Origin of the sequence: Haemophilus sp. SZY H36 (assembly GCF_018829625.1) — a bacterium.
In the GTDB taxonomy this organism is placed as follows: domain Bacteria; phylum Pseudomonadota; class Gammaproteobacteria; order Enterobacterales; family Pasteurellaceae; genus Haemophilus; species Haemophilus haemolyticus_K.
Genome location: NZ_JAHKKA010000003.1, coordinates 85621 through 105709 on the forward strand (window position 1 = coordinate 85621; position 20089 = coordinate 105709).

Genomic DNA, 20089 nt, shown 5'->3' on the forward strand with positions numbered 1-20089 from the left:
ATAAATTATCACCATAATAATTCCCCTCTTTAGTAAAGAGGGGTTAGGGGAGATTTGTCAGCCATATTACTTTAACTGTTGATAAATCTTCCCCGCCCCTTGCCACACGCCGTGATCAAAGCAATAAGTATATTTCATTGGAATACGAAAGTGCGGTCGATTTTTAAAAAGATTTTGCAAAAGCGGATGTTTAAGTAATTCCGCTTGCTCGTTATAGCTTTGTTGGTCGCTGATTTCAATCAACACATTGGGTTCTGCTCGTAACACTTTTTCAAGAGAAAAATTTTGTGCCGTAAGCGGTGTTTTTAGCGGGGTTAAGCCTAGTAAATTAAGTAAAGTTGGATACTGTGGCGTATAAGTTTCTACAATGCCGGTATCTGAAAGTATTAATGTGTCAGTGAGTGATAGATTGAGGCGAGAATCTTGTAATTTAAGTTTTTCAACCAAAGATTCTGCCTGCATTTCGTTACTTGTGAGTTTACCCAAGTGCAATATTAGCCCAAATAATTCTTCTGCCGTTTGTGGCGTGTCATTAATTGGTTCAATTTTTGCCCCGAGTTTTTTCAAATCTTCTACAAGTTGTGGATAAAAGGTTTCATTGATAAGAAACGTTTTATCGAGATAGGGCAATAATGCGGTGAGTTGTGGCTCAAGGATTGGCTTATCCACATTGAGTTTATCCAACATCATCAAGGGATTTTTAGAATAAGGCGACTGAGCAGCGATTTGCTCAGGGCGTGCAATTTCCGACAAAAGACGATCGCTACAAAGTGTGAGCGAGACAAATTGCTCCGACGCATGCGAAGTCAAGGGCAAGAAAAGTGCGGTTAAAATCAAACGAGTTTTTTGCATATAGATAATGATACGCTACGCCATCAAGAATGTAAAAAGGCGTGCTAAGCACGCCCTTATTAGTGGGTAATAATTAGAACGATCCTTTCAACCCAACGTAAACATTACGTCCGTCTTGGCCATAGCCTACAATGTTTTCGTATTTTTTATTGAATACGTTGTTAAGGTTCGCATAAATTGTCAAGCTATCTGCTACTTTATAGTTCACGCCAAAGTTTGCCAAAGTGTAAGATGGCATTTTGAAATCGCCGGAATCAAGACGTTTACCCACATAAGAAACATTCACGTCAGAACCTAATTTTTCCGTGATTTGATAAGCTAAACCAAGGTTTCCTGTGTGTTTCGGACGACGAACATAGTTTGAACCGTATTGATCATTTTCAGATTTAATATAAGTGTAAGTATAGTTCGCGTAACCTGACAACTGCTCGGTAAATTTACCGTTATACGCCACTTCTACGCCTTTGATTTTGGTTTTACCGTCACGATTGATTGTGCGATAAGCTGTAGAACCTCTAACTGGGACTGCAGAAAGGAAATTATCTACATTACGGGCAAAGAGTGTGGTATCTAAGCTATGACGTTTGTCATTGCTTTCAACTAATAAACCTAATTCACCACCTAAGCTTTTTTCTGGTTTTAAATTTGGGTTTGCAGCCCAACTGGTAGAATTACCCCATCCATAAACATCAATAAATGTTGGATTGTGGATTGCTTTACCAATACTTGCGTGTGCTTTTAAATTTTGTGATAAACGATAAGCTCCAGCAAGGCGAGCCGTGAATGCATTTTCAAATAAGCTGTTATCTGTATAACGACCGCTTACAGAGAGACTATGGTCAGATTCAGTAAATAAACGGTACTCTGTGGCAACACTTTTCTCGGTTAATTTTTTCTCAGCAAAATTGTAAGCGGAAGCAATATATTTCGTATTTTGGTAATCTGCTAATACGCTGACGGCTTGTTTGACTTCACCTTCACGGTCGAAGTTAATATCAAGTTGATAGTTCGTATTCAACTTTTTGCTGTCGTATTCTGTTTTACCAATAGCGGAAGCCTGTGCAGTATCAGCATCCATTTTAACGTGACTTACCGCCGCTTTATGCACGAATAAATCTTCTGCATTACCAAAATAACCGCTTAATTTATAGTGAGTTTCGCGTGTACGGGTATTGTCATCAAATTTTCTTTCGTGCTCTGCACTATTATCAAAATGAACGGTTTGAGATGAATGTGAGGCAAGAAAATCAACACCTTTTTTACCATCATCAAAACCTAAACGCATAGATACATTATCACGGTGGAAGCCATCCTTTTCAGTTGCCGGCACGTTTATGCTTTTACCGCCCGATACGCTCGTATAATTAAATACGCGTTCGCTACGCGCAGAAATCCCTTGCGTACGATGGCTATCGCCATGAAGAGCATAGTAAAGACCATGATGCTGACCAGAAAGGGTAACAGAGCCATCACGAGTGCGATGTGAACCTGTGCCTAAGTCAAAATCAACGTTAAATTCTTTGTCTTTATATAATCCGCTTTTTGTGGTGATATAAACAACGCCACCCATGGCATCACTGCCCCAAAGTGCAGATTGTTCGCCACGTAACACTTCGATTTGTTCAATGTTGCTTAATGCTAAACCACCAAAATTAAAATTAGTATCAACAGGATTGACTCGAATGCCATCGATAATCACAGCTGTATGTTTTGAGTTTGCACCTCGTAAGAAAAGGCTTGTTGCTGCACCACGCCCTCCACTGATTCCCATTGCCACACCCGGCACAGTTTTCAATACATCACTCACATAAGTCGCATTACGCTGTGCAAAATCTTTTTCTGTTAATACGGTGACTGATGATGCAGTTTGATCTTGGTTTACAGGCGTTGCGTAAGCCGAATACACATTGATCGGCTCAAGCTCGGTTTTAGTTTCAGCTTGCACAAAAGCCGATGCACTCAATAAAAGTGCGGTAGTAATTAAGTTAGTTTTCATTAAGTTGGTTCCTCTTTTTAAAAAGTACGCTATTTTGGCACAATAGAAATTCATTTCCTAGTTGAGAATTTTTATTTACTTTACAAATTCTGTTTATTTTGTAAAAAAATTCGTTTTTTGACCGCACTTTTTCGCCTTTATCCTCTTTGCGCTTTCAAGTATAATGCGGGCATTTTTAATCACATTAGATCAACGATTATGAGTACAAAATTTAACGTAAAAACATTCCAGGGTATGATTTTAGCCCTGCAAGAATATTGGGCAAACCAAGGCTGCACCATTGTGCAACCTTTTGATATGGAAGTGGGCGCAGGTACCTCTCACCCAATGACCGCATTACGCGCATTAGGTCCAGAGCCGATGGCATTTGCTTATGTGCAACCTTCACGCCGCCCGACAGATGGTCGATATGGCGAAAACCCAAACCGTTTACAACACTACTACCAGTTCCAAGTGGTGATCAAACCTTCTCCAGATAACATTCAAGAACTTTATTTAGGTTCCCTTGAAATGCTTGGTTTCGATCCGACCAAAAACGACATTCGTTTCGTAGAAGATAACTGGGAAAACCCAACCTTAGGCGCATGGGGCTTGGGCTGGGAAGTGTGGCTAAACGGCATGGAAGTGACTCAATTTACCTATTTCCAACAAGTGGGCGGATTAGAATGTAAACCTGTAACAGGTGAAGTGACCTACGGTTTAGAGCGTTTGGCAATGTACATTCAAGGCGTAGATTCTGTATATGACTTAGTTTGGTCTGACGGCCCATTAGGCAAAACCACTTATGGCGATGTTTTCCATCAAAATGAAGTTGAGCAATCAACCTATAACTTTGAACACGCAAACACAGATTTCTTATTCTACTGCTTCGATCAATACGAAAAAGAGGCACAAGAGTTATTAGCCTTAGAAAAACCGTTACCATTGCCAGCTTATGAGCGCATTTTGAAAGCAGCACACAGCTTTAACTTGTTAGATGCACGTAAAGCAATTTCGGTCACCGAACGCCAACGCTATATTTTACGGATTCGTGCCTTAACTAAAGGCGTGGCTGAAGCTTATTATGCAAGCCGTGAGGCCTTAGGTTTCCCAGGTTGTAAAAAATAACACTTAAAGGTAATTCAAAAAAGTGCGGTGAAATTTGACCGCACTTTAGGAGAGTAAAATGAGCAAACCCATTCTTTTTTATGCAGAAACATGCCCAGATACCGCAACATTTGTCGCGGAGTTGGATCGATTAGGCGTGGATTACGATGAAGTAGAAATTATGACTTCATTACCTAATCTCAAACAATTCATTCGTTTACGCGATAGCAATGCAGAATTTGATAACTCGAAAGCAAATGGCTATTTAGGTATTCCTGCGTTGTTATTACCAAATGGCGATGTTGTTTTAGATGAATCCAAATTAAAAGAGATTTTCTAAAGTGATGAAAAAAACGTTAGCTCTTGCAACTTCCACCATGATTTTGACCGCTTGTAGCAATGCTCAACCGCAAGCTGAAATGCCAACTGTGGGCGGTCAAACCGATGCTCACGGTTGCTTACCAAATGCAGGACAGTCTTATTCTTATTTAAAAAAAGCCTGTGTACAAGTGTTTGATGTGGCGGATATTAAGCTAGACGATCCTGCGAATAAAACCCAAGCGGTTTATGGCATTCTTTCGGAAGATAAGCAACAGGTTGAAGTGTTTGCTTCTGATTTGCCTGAAAATACGATTTTAGATGTGGTAAAAGGCGGATATGTCTCCAAAGATGGCAAAGTGCGTTTAATGAAAACAAAGACAAGTTGGAATATTAGTAAGTAATGAAGAAGGTCAGTTTTTTACAATTTTTATTTAAAATTGGCGATGACTATTTAATGTTTCTACGAAATTTAACGCCTGCAGTGTTATTTTTATCACTGGCATTATTTATGTTTTCTGAGCTGGATTGGGTACATTGGGGGTGGAGTGATGTTCCAGTGCTGCTTTTATGCCTCGCTTCTGGATTTATTGCACTCAGCGTCATGGCAATAAATACTGTCGCTTTTGTACGCGAGATGCTGAAAACCTTAAGAACACTAAGCGGAGAGAGCGAACTTGATGAAAATATTGGTACGCTCGCATTATTTAAAATGCTCTGGGTGGAGAGCAACAGTAAACAACTAATCTTTTTTGCGGTAGTCAATATTGTTGCAGTATTTATGGTGTTAGTTTACGGCACCAAATATGCCTTGAATTTTTATAGCTCAATTTCAACATTAAATGATTAGGTCTCGAATATGAAAAAAATAACCCTAAAATTCACCGCACTTTTGCTTGGCTCAGCTTTAGCAGGTAGCGTGTTGGCAACAGAAAATGGTCAAACTTCCTCAAGTTCTGATTATGAATTAGAGAAAGTATTGATTTTCAGCCGACACGGATTGCGTTCACCAGTAGAAAAAGATCCGCAAGAAATGGCGAAATATTCCCCATATGAATGGGCAAAATGGAATGTACCATCTGGCTATCTCACTGCAAAAGGGACGGTGCTAGAAACCTATTTCGGACAGTATTTAGGTCAATGGCTTGCAGATAAAGGGTTACTAACAACAGAACGTTGTGCATCGGGCGAAGGCATTTTTGCTTATGCAAATGGTATGCAACGCACCATTGCAACAGGGCAAGCGATTGTTTCTGGTGCATTTGCGGGCTGTAATGTTCAACTGCAACATCACGGTAAAATTGGTTCAGAAAAAGATCCGATTTTTAAAACGCAAGCGCATAATCCAAGCAAAGCCTTGATTGAATCTGCAAAAAATAACGTTGATTTAACCGCTTTACAGCAAAAATTAGCGCCAAATTATACGCTATTGAGTGAAATCATCGATTATAAAAATTCACCAAACTGCTTACAAAAAGGCGAGTGTGATTTAGGTGGAAAAGTCGGTGAATACAGTATTAAAGACGGCAAGTCAGTCAAAATTACTGGCTCTATCAGCAAAGGAAAGAAAATTGTCAGTGCATTATTGCTCGCGCATTATGTGGGTAAGCCTGCTTCAGAAATCGCAAACGGCCGTGTGGATAGCCAAGAAAAATGGCGTGCGATTAACGAAATTAAAAACGAATATTACCGCACTTTATTTAAAAATAACGAAGCGTTAGCACAAAATGTCTCATATCCGTTGTTAGCATTTATTCAGCAACAGCTAAACAGTGAAAACAAAATTAACTTATTGGTTGGACACGATTCTAATATCGTCGCTCTGCTGGCAGCACTAGGTGTTGAACCTTATGAATTGAATGATTCATTGGAAAATATCCCAATCGGTGGCAAGTTACTATTTGAAGTGTGGAAACACAAACCAAGTGGCAAACTCAAATTTAAGTTGGATTATGTTTATCAAACCACTGAACAGCTGATTAATATCACTCCATTAAGTTTAGCGACACCACCAAACCAAACAGCATTAACCCTCAAAGGCTGTGAAAAAGATGAACATGGTTTTTGTGATTATGAGCGTTTTCAACAGGTGTTAAGGGAGAGTATTAAAAACGGTAAGAAATAGTTTTCATGCAACCTTATGAAAAATACTTAAAAGAGAATTCGCAGAAATTGCGAGTAGATCAAACGGATGCGGAAAGAAAATTATGGCAACGCATCAATCGAGATCAATTATTAGGATTTCGATTTAATCGACAAAAGCCACTTTTAAGTTATATCGTTGATTTTTATTGTGCGAAAGCAAAGCTGATTATCGAATTGGACGGTAGTCAGCACTATGAGCCTGATTATCAGGAAAAAGACGCATTGCGAGATGCAGAATTAAATTCACTGGGTTTTACGGTAATGCGGTTTAGCAATGATGAAGTCATACGTGAAATTGAAGCGGTAGTCGAGCAGATTTATTTGTTTTTGGAGAATGTAAGGGCTGATTGAGTATGAGGTTGGATTAACCTCTGCCAAATCTCCCCTCCCCCTCTTTGCTAAAGAGGGGGAATTCTTGAGTAAATTGATAGTAACTGACTTATTTACATTTTAATTTCAATAAAGATTAAATTATTTGCCTTCAAAAAAATGTTAAAGTAAAACATAAATATTTAACTCTACAAAGATCCAATCCCCTCTTTAGCAAAGAGGGGTTAGGGGAGATTTGGCAGAAGTGAAGAACGGAGAACGTAAGGTGGATTTTCTAGGTATTCCTATACCTTTTATACTATTCTTTTTAATATTTATTTTTGTAATTTATAAATTAGGAAAGAAAAATTCAGAATTTATAAAATATACGAAAGAAAATACGTTTGAGAAATACAAAAGTAAATATCCACATTTAGTGCAAAATGGTAGGGTTGAATGTAATCAATGTGGTTCCAAAGATATCGGAATTATACAAAGATTTACCCCACATGCGGGCGAGCATGATAAGCCAGTAGCGATAGCTCATGTATGTCAAACTTGTGGTCATACTTTATATTATTCGAAATTTGATAAATAGTTTTTAGATAAGAGAAACAAAATGACAACCCAAAACTTCCTAGTAGAAATCGGCACAGAAGAGCTGCCACCAAAAGCTCTCAAAGCATTAGCAACCTCTTTTGCAGATAACGTTGAGGCGGAATTAAACCAAGCGGGCTTATCATTCGACAAAATTGAATGGTTTGCGGCGCCGCGTCGTTTGGCGGTGAAGGTGTTGAACTTAGCCACACAGCAACCGAGCAAAGAAATCGAAAAACGCGGACCTGCAGTGTCAGCCGCCTTTGATGCGGAAGGTAAACCAACCAAAGCGGCTGAAGGCTGGGCGCGTGGTTGTGGTATTACCGTTGATCAAGCAGAACGCATCGCAACTGATAAAGGTGAATGGCTTGTTCATCGTGCAAAAATTGAAGGTCAGCCGACTAAAAACTTACTGAACGACATTGTGGCAAATGCATTAGCAAAATTGCCAATTCCAAAACCAATGCGTTGGGCAGATAAAACCGTGCAATTTATCCGTCCAGTTCACACTGTGACTATGTTATTGGGTGGTGAGTTAATTGAAGGCGAAATTTTAGGTGTGGCAAGCGCTCGTACCATTCGCGGACACCGTTTCTTAGGTGAGAAAGAATTTGAAATTCAACATGCAGACCAATATCCGCAATTATTGCGTGAAAAAGGTTCTGTGGTAGCGGACTTCAATGAGCGTAAAGCAGAAATTTTGGCAAAATCTCAAGCAAAAGCAACCGCACTTGGCGGCGTGGCTGATATTGAAGAAAGCTTGCTTGAAGAAGTGACTTCGTTGGTGGAATATCCAAACGTTTTAGCGGCAAAATTTGAAGAGCGCTTCTTAGCAGTGCCAGCGGAAGCCTTGGTTTACACCATGAAAGGCGACCAAAAATATTTCCCGATTTATGACAAAGACGGTAAATTATTACCGCACTTTATTTTTGTCTCGAACATCAACCCAGAAGATCCAACCGCGATTATCGAAGGGAACGAAAAAGTAGTTCGCCCACGTTTAACCGATGCGGAATTCTTCTTCAAAACTGACTTAAAACAAAAACTGGTTGATCGTTTACCTCGTTTAGAAACCGTGTTGTTCCAACAACAACTCGGTACATTGAAAGACAAAACTGACCGCATTGAACAACTTGCAGGCGAAATTGCAAAACAAATCGGTGCAGACGAAGCAAAAGCAAAACGTGCAGGATTACTGTCAAAATGTGACTTGATGACCAACATGGTATTCGAATTCACCGATACGCAAGGTGTAATGGGTATGCACTATGCCCGCCATGATGGTGAAGATGAAGAAGTGGCAGTAGCGTTAAACGAACAATATATGCCACGCTTTGCGGGTGATGAATTACCTAAATCTTTGGTGGCAAGTGCGGTTGCTTTAGCGGATAAATTTGACACCTTAACGGGTATCTTCGGTATTGGCCAAGCACCAAAAGGTAGCGCAGACCCATTTGCATTGCGTCGTGCGGCATTAGGAGCGTTACGTATTATCGTAGAGAAAAATTTACCACTAGATTTAGAAGATTTAGTGAAAAAATCAGCCGCACTTTTCGGTGATAAACTCACAAATCAAAACGTGGTTGCTGATGTGGTGGACTTCATGCTTGGTCGTTTCCGTGCATGGTATCAAGATGAAGGTATTGCAGTGGATGTAATTCAAGCGGTATTGGCGCGTCATCCAACTCGCCCTGCTGATTTTGATGCGCGCGTGCGTGCGGTATCACATTTCCGTACTTTAGATTCAGCAGAAGCGTTAGCAGCAGCAAATAAACGTGTAAGCAATATTTTAGCGAAAGCGGATGCTGCAATTGGTGAGATCAATTTGACCGCTTGCGTAGAGCCTGCAGAAAAAGCCCTTGCTGAAGCCGTACTTGCATTACGCGCTGAAGTACAACCGCTTATTGCAAAAGGTGATTACACGGCAGTATTGGATAAATTAGCGAACTTACGTGCACCGGTAGACAGTTTCTTTGATAACGTAATGGTAAATGCTGAAGATCCAGCATTACGCCAAAACCGCTTAGCGATTTTAAACACGTTGCAAGGTTTGTTCTTACAAGTAGCTGATATTTCAGTGCTTCAATAATGCTAAAAGGGATGATTGATTTTTCATCAATCATCCCTTCTTTTATAGACTTCAAGTGATTATTTCTCTATAATCACCACACCTCCCCCCCTTAGCTCAGTCGGTTAGAGCAGGCGACTCATAATCGCTTGGTCACTGGTTCAAGTCCGGTAGGGGGGACCAACTCAAATTTTCTCCTCTTATTTATTCTTTCATCTTCATTCAATAAGACCTTATAAATACTCACCTTACCAAGTTTTTATCTTTTACACTCTTGCGTTCCCCTGTTAACTTCTACGTTTACAACCATATTTTTAAGTTATATGCTTAGTTATTCTTATACTTTTAGCTCAATATTTTTGCTCACCGTGAGACTTATAGATTTAGGAATTTTAGGCATTTTTGTAACTAGGAAATTTAAACAATGATGAGATTATAAGGCTTGGTTAAAAAATAGTTATAAAATATATGGTTATAAATACTTGAAGCAGTTGAATTACTCTTGTAAAAACTATGATAAAGCTTTGTAAAAAACGGAAAAAACACGATTAGTTATCGCTGGTTTTGTTTAGTCAAATGATGCCCTATATAATTTCTTTTTAGTGTATGATCCATAATTGCACCGACAAGCTGATGTATTTTTTGAGCGTGTTACTTCTATCTGCTATTTTTTCATAAATGCTAGCTAACTCTTTCACTTTTATTTCTGATACATGCTTATCGCCAATATAAGGGAAGATATGATTTTTCAATCTTTCCCAATTCTTTTCTCGTGTTTCTGGATTTTTAGCTTTTTCTTTGTAGATACCATTAAAGTAACTTTTTGCAACAGAACGGAAAGTATCTTTTAAACGGTTTTCATATTCTTGTTGGATGCGGTTTTTTCTTCTTGTGGATCGATAACTTTCGCAAGTAACGCACGATATTCTTCACGTTTAGCACGAGCATCTGCTAATTGGATTTGGGGATACATTCCAATGCCAGCATTTGTTCTTTTTTTGTAACTGGATAATAGTAGTTAAATAGCCAAATTTTAGAGCCGTTTGGCTTAACTCTTAGAATAAGGCCATTTCCATCAGATAATGAATATTCTTTTTCTTTTGGCTTTACTTTTCTGATTTCTGTATCTGTTAAAGGTTTTTTGGTTCTAGACATAAGATTTCTTCCCTAACGCAGTAATACAAGATAATAGATATAGTAACATCGAATAAGTTGGTGTTACTAAAAACAGCGATTAAAGACGATTAGATATGAGGGGTAAAAGTGCTATAAACCCTTGTGAGAGCTGGATAAAACAAAACCCCGCGATTAGTTTCGCGGGGTTTTGTTTAGTCAAATGGTGCTCTGGGCGAGACTTGAACTCGCACGACCTGTGGTCACTACCCCCTCAAGATAGCGTGTCTACCAATTCCACCACCAGAGCGTTAATTTTTATGCTAATCCTATTTTATTGTGGAATGTCGCTATTTTTATTTTCTTTCGCTGGAGCTGTTTGTTGTTGCTGAACTTGCTCTGCAGCTTGTGATAAATCGTCGAAAGCACCTTTTTGAATATTGCCTTTATGTGAATTCATGTTACCTAAAACAAGAGCAATAACAAAAAATGCGGTTGCTAAAATTGCGCTAGTACGTGTTAAAAAGTTACCTGCACCAGCAGAGCCAAACATTGTACCTGATGCGCCACCACCAAAAGATGCGCCAGCGTTCGCTCCTTTACCTTGTTGAACGAGAATAAACCCGATCAAGGCAATCGCGACAACAACATAAATAAATAAAAGAACTTGATACATTTTTTCTCTCTAATTTGCAATTTTGCAAGAAAACTGGTCGTGAATGTTATAGAAAATTCAATTTTCTCGCAAGTGCTTTGCATAAAAAAAATATTAATTGGTTTAACTTTAATCAGTTTGACCGTTTGATTTACTCAATTTTTTTACCGCACTTTTAGGTTTTGTTCTATTGGATTTGATCATTTTAATGCGGCTTAATTGTCTTAATGCATTAAGATCTACAAAACGGACTAAATCAGGCAACATTTGATTCAAGTTATGCATAAATTGCTGATAGGTTGCTTGTTTTTGACTAATGTCTGTGAGTTGTGATTCCCAATGGGCAGTCATATCTGGTTGGGTGGCAATATCTGGTAATGCCTGAATTAAAATTCTTCCAGTTTCTGTGCTATGAATATTTCGCCCTTTTTTAGTTAAAAAACCGCGTTTAAAAAGTAACTCAATGATGCCAGCGCGAGTAGCCTCTGTGCCCAATCCATCTGTTTCTCGCAGAATTTTTTTGAGTTCTTTATCCTGTACAAATCGTGCAATCCCCGTCATTGCTGAAAGCAAAGTTGCATCAGTGAAAGGCCTTGCCGGCTGAGTTTTTTTACTAATTACCTCTCCGCGTTCACAATGCAAAATTTGTCCTTTCTTTACTATTGGTAATAAGGGTTCTTGATTTTCTGTATCGTCTTCTTTGCCTAATAATTCTTTCCACCCAGCCGTTTGTAAATTTCGCGCTTGGGCTATAAAAGTACCACCAGCAATATTCAATGTGATTTTGCTTTTACGATATTCTGCATCAGGACAAAATTGCATTAAATATTGGCGAGCGATAAGGTTGTAAATATTACGTTCTTCTTGTGTTAGATTTACTGAACGATTTTTAGCCGTTGGAATGATTGCATGGTGAGCTTCTACTTTTTTATCATTCCAACAGCGATTTCGCTGTTCAGTTGAAATGACATTTGGTAAGACTTGATAAGCTTCACAATGGGTTGAAATTGCATTTAGTACATTGTGTCGTTCGGCAAAATGTTCTTCGGGTAAATAGCGACAATCAGAACGTGGATAGGTAATTAAACGATGAGTTTCATATAGGCGTTGGCACGTATCTAATACGGTTTGAGCTGACATACCGAATCGCTTTGCTGCATCAATTTGTAACGCAGAAAGGGAATAAGGCAAGGGCACCGTTTCTTTTTCACGAACGTCTTTGTATTCAGTTACTTCTGCTGGTTGATTTGTAATACGTTTTACAACATTTTCTGCTAATCCTTTAGAGAGCACCCTGCCGTCATCATCTTGGTAATCTTCACAAGCTTTGCTTGGTTGCCATAAGGCACTGAAAAGTGCGGTTGATTTCTCCTGAGTTTTTTCTTCTTTATTCTCTGGATTAATCCAAGCTAGTACTTCAAAAAAGTCTTTGGGTTGGAAATGTTCAATTTCCAAATCTCGACGTACAATTAAACCTAGCACTGGGGTTTGCACTCGGCCAACAGAAAGCACGCCATCATAGCCAGCTTGTCGGCCACGAATAGTATAGGCTCTTGTCATATTGATGCCATAAAGCCAATCGGCGCGGGCTCGTGCGAGTGCAGATGTGGCTAGAGGAATAAAGTTACGGTTTGGTTGTAATTTTTTAACCGCTTTTTCTACCGCACTTGGATTCAGATCGCTAATCAAGCAGCGTAAAATTTTATCGCGTTTTTCGGCAGATAAATTAGCATAACTGAACACTTCATCTACAAGTAATTGTCCTTCTCTATCTGGGTCTCCTGCATTAACAAGTGTATCCGCTTGATGAATCAGTTTTTCCACCACAGAAAGCTGTTTTTTTACTTCTTTTCGCGGTAAAAGTTGCCATTTTTCAGGAATGATAGGGAGATGTTCTAAACGCCATTGTTTGAATTTAGGATCATAGGCATCGGGTTCTGCTTGCTCGAGTAGATGCCCTACACACCAAGTTACCACATCATTATCGCCACATTTTATAAAACCCTCTCCACGTTGATGGGGTTTGGGGAGCACATCAGCAATAGCGCGAGCTAAGCTTGGTTTTTCGGCGATAAATAAACGCATAATAGTATGAGAAGATTAGTCGATTTGACGACGACCTAGAAAAGAGTGAGTCAGTGTTGTGCCGTCCACAGTTTCCAGTTCACCACCGACAGGAATTCCATGAGCGATACGACTCACTTTGATATTATGTTGGCGGCACATTTCAGCGATGTAGTTTGCTGTTGCATCACCTTCCACTGTTGGGTTTGTTGCAAGAATCACCTCGTGGAAAGATTCTTCTACTAAACGTTTTTGCAGTAAATCTAAGCCAATTTCACGAGGACCAATACCATCAAGTGGTGATAAGTGTCCCATTAAAACAAAATAACGTCCTGAAAATTGTCCAGTTTGCTCAATAGCTTGAATATCTGCGGGCATTTCAACGACACAAAGCAAACCTGAATTTTGACGGCGTGGATTATTGCAAATGTTGCAAGTATCTTCTTCCGTAAAGTCTCGACATTGTGAACAATGTCCAATTTTAGACATAGCTTCTGTGAGTGCTCGAGCTAAATTCATTCCACCGCTACGATTACGTTGTAAAAGATGATAAGCCATACGTTGCGCAGATTTAGGCCCTACGCCTGGAAGACAACGTAAGTTTTCAATAAGGAGTTCTAAAAGTGGACTGCTTTGCATAGTGTTTATGATGGGAAAATATAAAATGGTATATGAGGTATCATATACCATAATTTAAATTATTTTGCTGAAAGACGAGCTCTTTCGGCATCTAATAATAGATGACGCTTTGCTTTTTTAGCATTTAAACAAATGAGATCATTTGGATGAATTTCACCATTCTTACATTGATAGAGATATTTTTCTAATAGTGTTTGATCTGCCTTAAACTGTTCCACAGTGATCACATCTTTACTAAAAGTAAAAAAGAAAAATGAGACAATTGCAATAAATAGTTTTTTCATTTAGCACCTCTGTCTTTTATCCAACAAATTAAAATGGAAACTTCATTCCTGGAGGTAATGGCATTCCAGCAGTAACCGATGCCATTTTTTCTTTTTGTAATTCTTCTGCACGACGTACCGCATCGTTAAAAGCGGCCGCGATTAAATCTTCTAACATTTCTTTATCGTCTTCCATTAAAGACGGATCAATGTCAATGCGACGGCAGTTATGTGCACCATTAATTGTGATTTTCACTAAACCTGCACCAGATTCACCCGTTACTTCTAGTTGCGCGATTTCTTCCTGCATTTTTTGCATTTTTTCTTGCATTTGTTGGGCTTGTTTCATTAAGCCGCCTAAACCGCCTTTTCCAAACATAATGTTATCCTTTATTAAGTCAAAAATTGACTGCATTCTAGCGAAAAAATTAATTCTTGGGAACAAAGAAATTAATACATGACGCTTGTAAAATCAGTGAAAAATTTAATATTTATCGCATTGAATCATAAAGATGATGGTAATAAAAAATCTAATAAAATATAGAACCAAGAAAAAGCGAGGATTTCAAAAACTTAATCAATTATCTTTTATTTAAAGTAATTTAGATACGTATCTTCTAAACGGAAACCCTCACATTTCATTCATCATCAACCTATTTTTTCAATGCCCCCATTATTCCTCTCATAATTTGCTTGGTAATTTGATTTCGAATATTTCGCCCTACAGACTGCGCAACACTATTTACAATTTGTTCAGTTGGCGATAATTTTTCACCGCGCTTTTGCGTACCAAAAATCATTCGGCTCAAACTACCTAAGAAGCCGTTTTCTTCTTCCGCTTGGGCTTGCTCTGCTTGTTTTTGTTGTACCGCAGATAAATCCGCTTGAGCAGTTAATACTTCAAAGGCAGATTCATTATCTACATATTCTTTATAATACGCATAAAGATCATCATCTTTCACCCAAGCATTACGTTCGTCTGTCGTTAATGGTGAAAGCTGACTTTTTGGCGGATAGATATAGGCAATTTCAACTGGCGTTGGCATGCCTTTTTCATCTAAAAATGATACCAATGCTTGTCCCACTCCAAGGGTTGAAATGGTCTCGACGACATTCACAGAAGGGTTTGCTCGGAAAGTTTCTGCAGCTGATTTTACAGCTTTTTGATCGCGAGGAGTAAATGCACGAAGAGCGTGTTGAACACGGTTACCTAACTGCCCTAATACGGTATCTGGCAAATCAAGTGGATTCTGCGTGACAAAATAGATTCCCACACCTTTAGAACGAATCAAACGCACAACCTGTTCTACTTTTTCCACTAGTACGCTCGGCGCACCATCAAACAATAAGTGTGCTTCATCAAAAAACATGACAAATTTAGGTTTCTCAGGATCTCCCACTTCTGGCAGTTGTTCAAAGAGTTCTGCCATCAACCATAATAGAAATGCGCTATACATTCTTGGGGAATTAATCAATTTTTCAGAATTGAGTACATTAATCACCCCTCGCCCATCGCGAGTTTGCATCCAATCATCTAGATTCAATGCTGGCTCACCAAATAAATTCGTTGCGCCTTCATTTTCAAGTGTCAGTAATGCTCGTTGGATTGCACCAACACTTGCAGTCGAAACATTGCCATACTCAACTTGGAAGGTTTTCGCATTCTCTGCAACATATTTCAGCATTGCACGAAGATCTTTTAAATCAATGAGCAATAAACCTTTATCATCTGCCACACGAAATACCAGGTTTAATAATCCTTCTTGCGTAGCATTTAAATTCAATAAACGAGAAAGCAACAACGGGCCCATTTCAGAAATAGTTGTTCTGAGAGGAATGCCAGTTTGGCCAAAAACATCCCAAAAAGAAACAGGATAGCCATTGAGATAACTTTCATTGCCTAACCCGAACTGCTCAATTCGTTCAGCAATTTTGCCCTGAAATTGACCGCTCTTTACTAAGCCAGAAAGATCGCCCTTTACGTCTACTAAAAATACCGGTACCCCATCATCACTGAAGGCCTCTGCCATTTTACGTAATGTGACAGTTTTACCCGTACCTGTTGCGCCAGCAATAAGGCCATGGCGGTTAGCCATTTTGGCCGTGATGCCTAGGATTTTACCTTGTTCTGAGCGAGAGAGATCGTATTGCATAAATGAATATCCTTTTGTTTTTTGTTGTAACGAATAATAAGTAAAAAAAGAAGTGCGGTCAAAAAGTTAAACGTTTTCGGTTATAATTCCACGAAAATTTTTTCTAGAACAATAAAAAATCAAAATGGATGCAAAAATTTTAGTTATAAAAGTGGGACAAGTTGAACCCCTAACCTTTTCAGATGGAAGCGTATACGAAAGCGCAATTCGTAAGAAAACCGTACCATCGGTAAAAATTCATTCTCTTGGTGCAGAAGGAAACGACGTGGGTTTGAAAAAACATCATGGTGGTGTGGATAAGGCGCTATTTTTTATGTCGGCAGATTCTTTTAATGAATTAAATGCTTTATTAAATAAAGATTTTTCTTATATGGAAACTGCTACATACGGAGAAAATTTTGTCGTTTCAGGCTTGAATGAAGACAATGTTTGCATTGGTGATCGTTATCAAATCGGCTCAACCATTTTAGAAGTGTCTCAGCCACGTAAACCTTGTGAGCGTTTATCAAAAAATACGGAAAACGAAGAAACTCGCGATATTGTTTATCAAACTGGGCTCAGTGGATGGTATGTTCGCGTCATTGAAACGGGAGAAATTAGACAAGGTGATGAATTGAAATTGCTCGCGCGCCCTTATCCGCAAGTAACAATTCGTCATTTAAATCGCTTGTTATCTGCACCCGAAAATGAAGTTGAGCTGGAAGCAGCATTAGATATTGAAGTATTAGCTGAAGCCTTTAAACGATCAATTCGATCACAAGTATCGAAATTCAAACAACAGGGATAAATATGTCAGAAATTTCAACCGCACTTTCAGAAGGCTGCCCATGTCAATCTGGTCATCATTACGCAGATTGTTGTGGCAAATTTCATTTGAGACAAGCATTCCCCGAAACGGCAGAACAACTCATGCGTTCACGTTATACGGCTTATGTTTTAAAAAATATACCTTATATTGTTGCAACAACTGTGCCAAGCCAACAAACTTTATTAGAAACTCATCTATTGCAAGAATGGGCTGACAATACTACATGGCTAGGATTAGAAATCTTAAAAACAGAAAACCTCACAAAAACTCAAAGTGCGGTGGAATTTAAAGCTATTTTTCAAGGCGAAGAGGAAGAACTAACCCATCAAGAGCGGTCAATTTTTGTGAAAATTGAAAACCGTTGGTATTTTATTGATCCGACCGTATCCTTGCCTACAATGAAACAACCTTGTGTATGTGGTTCTGGTAAAAAATTTAAACATTGCTGTGGGGGATTTTTATGATTTCATTGAAACAATTTAGCCAGATCTTTTGGAAACGTTTTTCAGAAAATAAACTCAACCAAGCTGCTGGCGCACTAACTTACAGCACGATGCTTGCTATCGTGCCAATGGTGATGGTGATTTTTTCTATATTCTCTGCCTTTCCTGTATTCAATGAAGTAACAGGAGAATTGAAAGAAATGATTTTCACCAATTTTGCGCCATCAGCGAGTGATATGGTAGGCGAATATATCGATCAATTCGTCTCAAACTCAAAGAAAATGAGTGCGGTGGGAATTGTAAGTTTAATTGCCGTTGCATTGATGCTAATTAATAACATCGACCGAACCCTTAACAGCATTTGGCATGATACCAGTATTCGCCCTATTTTTACCTCTTTCGCGATTTACTGGATGATTCTGACTTTTGGACCTCTCCTTATAGGTACAAGTATAGGGATTAGCTCTTATATAAAAGTGATGTTTGAACAATCAGAAACACTTTCGCTCGGTGTGAAATTGCTCAGTTTACTCCCTTTCTTTTTCACATGGTTTATTTTCACATTGATTTATACCATCGTGCCAAATAAGAAAGTGGATACAAGATATTCTGCTTGTGGTGCGCTTATTGCCGCGATTTTCTTTACACTCGGTAAACAAGCCTTTACTTGGTATATCACTACATTCCCTTCTTATCAACTAATCTATGGCGCAATGGCAACATTGCCAATTATGCTGTTGTGGATTCAGATTAGCTGGCTAGTTGTGTTAGTCGGGGCGCAATTATCTGAAGTATTAGGAGAGTTAAAAGAATAAAAATAGAAAGACCGATTATCAATATCGGTCTTTTTTATTTAGCTATTTTGCAATCTTTAAGGTTTGATAGAGATAATGACGATAGTCGTTCACGAATGCAGGATTAGAAGAATCCTCCAATTTTCCGTGACTTAGTTTACACATTGCCATATTCGCTTTCATAAATTCATCTTCTGCTGATAATCCAGCTACATTCATCAAGACGCCTCCGGCAAAAGCGAGATCTAAAAAACGTTGCTCTTGCTTAAATTGACTCGCACAATTACTTCTTACAACAAATTGTGTCACATAATCAGGCTGGACATAATCCCCTTTCTTCAGAGGGATAACATTATCAAATGCCACTTGGTGATCACCGAAATAACCTAGAACAAAAGGCTTTTTACGTTCATGTAAATAGCTATTCATCCCTTCAATCGCATCATTCAATGCGACAATACGTTGAGTATAGTCATTCAATGCAGAAATACTTTTAGCTCCTAAATTAGGCATTTGAAGATTAAATGTATTTTCCATGCCCAATTCATATGGACCATGTTCTCGCATAGTCAACACATAAACAAACATCGGCTGATCTACATTTTCTAATTCAGGATGCTGCTTTTCCAAAATTATTCTGGTGTACTTCATCATTTCTTCACTACTAATATCCCAAAGATTTTTACTAATAGGCGCAGGATAACCAAGATCTTGTGGCTGCAACATCAAATCAAAACCGAAATGATCATAAGCAGATTTCGCATTGTAATTACCTTTTGTAAAAGGCGACAAGGCAACACAAAAATATCCTTGTGCTTTTAGATTTTTCACTAAACCTGATTGCAAGTGCGGTACAACAGAATAAAAAACGCCACTTGCTAACGCACCAAAATCGGTCGAAGGCACGCCGGCTAAAAAAGCAAATTCTGATTTCCAAGTTGCTCCAGCAAAAGTATGCACACGCAACGGCGAAGCAAATACTGTATCATTTTGGGGTTCAAACATGGAAAGTGCTGGAATAGATTGCTGACTAAAAGCAAATTGATGAGGGTTCAACGTGGATTCCATTAATGTCACAACAATATCAGGTTTTGTTTCAGATTGGTTGTTTGGATCAGATGAAAGTGCGATCATTTTTTCAATAAAATTTTGGCTATTGCCATCAAAATTTGGCACTTTGAAAAAAATACCGCGGCAAGACATTGGTAAATTTAAAAACACATCACGACCATCATCGGGCAAAGAATCTAACCAAACTTGCACCGCACTTGGCCTTTTAGAATAATGCCACATCAAGCTAAAGCTAACGATAAACAATAACGCCCCCATGCTGTTACCTAATAGCCCTAAAGACTCGACATCATTAAAACCAAAAATCGCATAACCTAATAACGCCAGTAGCCCAATAACGCCAAACAATGCACCTTTATAATGAATTAAGGTTTCCCAATTTCGCCAATCCACCACAAGAAAGAAATCTGAAATTAACAAAGGCTGTTTGTAATAATGAATTTTTAAACGGTGAAATAACATCAGTACCACAAAAAGCACAGATGAAAAATTTAAAGCTCGTTGCCATTGGCCAGAAACCATAAGCATGCCACCAAATAAAAAAGTAAAAAGCGTAATAGCAAAGAAATAAGTCCAACGATAATGAGAGTTTACGATAAAAATCACTGCCGCAATCGTGAATAAAGCTAAGAAAATATAAGCGATCATGAATTTTCCCTATGATGCATAACAGACTAAAATGAGACATGACAATGTCTGCCCACTTTATCACGTA

General features: G+C 38.7%; 21 protein-coding genes, 2 tRNA genes and 1 pseudogene. 12 read left to right on the top strand and 12 right to left on the bottom strand.

Annotated features, from left to right (window positions below):
- Positions 1-66: 66 nt before the first annotated feature.
- Complete coding sequence (locus KP713_RS06380) at positions 67-852, bottom strand: TroA family protein (RefSeq protein WP_215770177.1); 786 nt, start codon at positions 850-852, stop codon at positions 67-69.
- 73 nt (positions 853-925) lie between these two features.
- Complete coding sequence (locus tag KP713_RS06385) at positions 926-2848, bottom strand: TonB-dependent receptor plug domain-containing protein (RefSeq protein WP_215770178.1); 1923 nt, start codon at positions 2846-2848, stop codon at positions 926-928.
- 198 nt (positions 2849-3046) lie between these two features.
- Between KP713_RS06385 and glyQ the strand changes: the two genes are divergently transcribed.
- The 9 genes from glyQ to KP713_RS06430 all read left to right on the top strand — a co-directional run bounded on the left by glyQ (position 3047) and on the right by KP713_RS06430 (position 9554).
- A complete protein-coding gene (gene glyQ / locus KP713_RS06390) occupies positions 3047-3955 on the top strand; it encodes a glycine--tRNA ligase subunit alpha (protein WP_005628151.1) in 909 nt (302 codons plus the stop codon).
- 58 nt (positions 3956-4013) lie between these two features.
- Positions 4014-4274 (top strand): hypothetical protein, encoded by a 261-nt coding sequence (locus KP713_RS06395; protein ID WP_215770179.1) that lies wholly within the window; start codon positions 4014-4016, stop codon positions 4272-4274.
- Between the two features lies 1 nt (position 4275).
- Positions 4276-4656, top strand: coding sequence for a hypothetical protein (locus KP713_RS06400; RefSeq protein ID WP_215770180.1), 381 nt, complete (start codon positions 4276-4278; stop codon positions 4654-4656).
- Positions 4656-5102 carry a hypothetical protein gene (locus KP713_RS06405; protein ID WP_215770181.1) on the top strand — a complete coding sequence of 149 codons (447 nt, stop codon included), beginning with the start codon at positions 4656-4658 and terminating at the stop codon, positions 5100-5102. Before KP713_RS06400 ends, KP713_RS06405 begins: the two co-directional genes overlap by 1 nt.
- 9 nt (positions 5103-5111) lie before the next feature.
- Complete coding sequence (locus tag KP713_RS06410; RefSeq protein ID WP_215770182.1) at positions 5112-6377, top strand: histidine-type phosphatase; 1266 nt, start codon at positions 5112-5114, stop codon at positions 6375-6377.
- Between the two features lie 5 nt (positions 6378-6382).
- Positions 6383-6748, top strand: coding sequence for an endonuclease domain-containing protein (locus tag KP713_RS06415; RefSeq protein ID WP_005709776.1), 366 nt, complete (start codon positions 6383-6385; stop codon positions 6746-6748).
- A 214-nt stretch (positions 6749-6962) separates the two neighbouring features.
- Positions 6963-7304, top strand: a complete 342-nt coding sequence (locus tag KP713_RS06420) for a hypothetical protein (RefSeq protein ID WP_106013609.1) — start codon at positions 6963-6965, stop codon at positions 7302-7304.
- Between the two features lie 21 nt (positions 7305-7325).
- Positions 7326-9392: a glycine--tRNA ligase subunit beta gene (glyS, locus tag KP713_RS06425; RefSeq protein WP_215770183.1), complete on the top strand. Its 2067-nt coding sequence runs from the start codon at positions 7326-7328 to the stop codon at positions 9390-9392.
- A gap of 85 nt (positions 9393-9477) precedes the next feature.
- A tRNA-Ile gene (locus tag KP713_RS06430) sits at positions 9478-9554 on the top strand.
- 416 nt (positions 9555-9970) lie between these two features.
- Here the strand turns inward: KP713_RS06430 and KP713_RS09070 are convergent.
- From KP713_RS09070 to KP713_RS06475, 9 genes and pseudogenes are all read right to left on the bottom strand, one after another.
- Positions 9971-10297, bottom strand: coding sequence for a phage integrase central domain-containing protein (locus KP713_RS09070; RefSeq protein ID WP_215770279.1), 327 nt, complete (start codon positions 10295-10297; stop codon positions 9971-9973).
- Positions 10219-10526, bottom strand: a pseudogene (locus KP713_RS06440) (integrase arm-type DNA-binding domain-containing protein). The gene KP713_RS09070 and the pseudogene KP713_RS06440 overlap by 79 nt, the downstream one beginning before the upstream one ends.
- Positions 10527-10708: 182 nt before the next feature.
- A tRNA-Leu gene (locus KP713_RS06445) sits at positions 10709-10794 on the bottom strand.
- 24 nt (positions 10795-10818) lie between these two features.
- Positions 10819-11160: a preprotein translocase subunit SecG gene (secG, locus tag KP713_RS06450; RefSeq protein ID WP_021034373.1), complete on the bottom strand. Its 342-nt coding sequence runs from the start codon at positions 11158-11160 to the stop codon at positions 10819-10821.
- Between the two features lie 108 nt (positions 11161-11268).
- Positions 11269-13224 carry a DNA topoisomerase III gene (locus tag KP713_RS06455; protein WP_215770184.1) on the bottom strand — a complete coding sequence of 652 codons (1956 nt, stop codon included), beginning with the start codon at positions 13222-13224 and terminating at the stop codon, positions 11269-11271.
- A 15-nt stretch (positions 13225-13239) separates the two neighbouring features.
- Positions 13240-13842 (bottom strand): recombination mediator RecR, encoded by a 603-nt coding sequence (gene recR, locus KP713_RS06460; RefSeq protein ID WP_215770185.1) that lies wholly within the window; start codon positions 13840-13842, stop codon positions 13240-13242.
- A gap of 59 nt (positions 13843-13901) precedes the next feature.
- Positions 13902-14126 (bottom strand): EexN family lipoprotein, encoded by a 225-nt coding sequence (locus tag KP713_RS06465; protein WP_111407722.1) that lies wholly within the window; start codon positions 14124-14126, stop codon positions 13902-13904.
- A 28-nt stretch (positions 14127-14154) separates the two neighbouring features.
- The gene (locus KP713_RS06470) at positions 14155-14484 is read right to left on the bottom strand and encodes a YbaB/EbfC family nucleoid-associated protein (protein ID WP_005629464.1); all 330 of its coding nucleotides are present in this window, start codon (positions 14482-14484) and stop codon (positions 14155-14157) included.
- Positions 14485-14758: 274 nt separating this feature from the next.
- Positions 14759-16258, bottom strand: coding sequence for a helicase HerA-like C-terminal domain-containing protein (locus KP713_RS06475; protein ID WP_215770186.1), 1500 nt, complete (start codon positions 16256-16258; stop codon positions 14759-14761).
- A gap of 124 nt (positions 16259-16382) precedes the next feature.
- On the opposite strand from KP713_RS06475, the gene KP713_RS06480 reads away from it, so the two are divergent.
- From KP713_RS06480 to KP713_RS06490, 3 genes are read left to right on the top strand one after another with little or no spacing between them, the layout of a single operon-like run.
- Complete coding sequence (locus KP713_RS06480; RefSeq protein ID WP_215770187.1) at positions 16383-17045, top strand: MOSC domain-containing protein; 663 nt, start codon at positions 16383-16385, stop codon at positions 17043-17045.
- Between the two features lie 2 nt (positions 17046-17047).
- Positions 17048-17530, top strand: coding sequence for a YchJ family protein (locus KP713_RS06485; protein WP_111407725.1), 483 nt, complete (start codon positions 17048-17050; stop codon positions 17528-17530).
- Positions 17527-18324 carry a virulence factor BrkB family protein gene (locus tag KP713_RS06490; RefSeq protein ID WP_111407726.1) on the top strand — a complete coding sequence of 266 codons (798 nt, stop codon included), beginning with the start codon at positions 17527-17529 and terminating at the stop codon, positions 18322-18324. The genes KP713_RS06485 and KP713_RS06490 overlap by 4 nt, the downstream gene beginning before the upstream one ends.
- Before the next feature lie 42 nt (positions 18325-18366).
- Here KP713_RS06490 and lpt6 read toward each other — a convergent pair whose 3' ends face one another.
- Positions 18367-20022: a phosphoethanolamine transferase Lpt6 gene (gene lpt6, locus KP713_RS06495; RefSeq protein ID WP_215770188.1), complete on the bottom strand. Its 1656-nt coding sequence runs from the start codon at positions 20020-20022 to the stop codon at positions 18367-18369.
- Positions 20023-20089 lie beyond the last annotated feature (67 nt).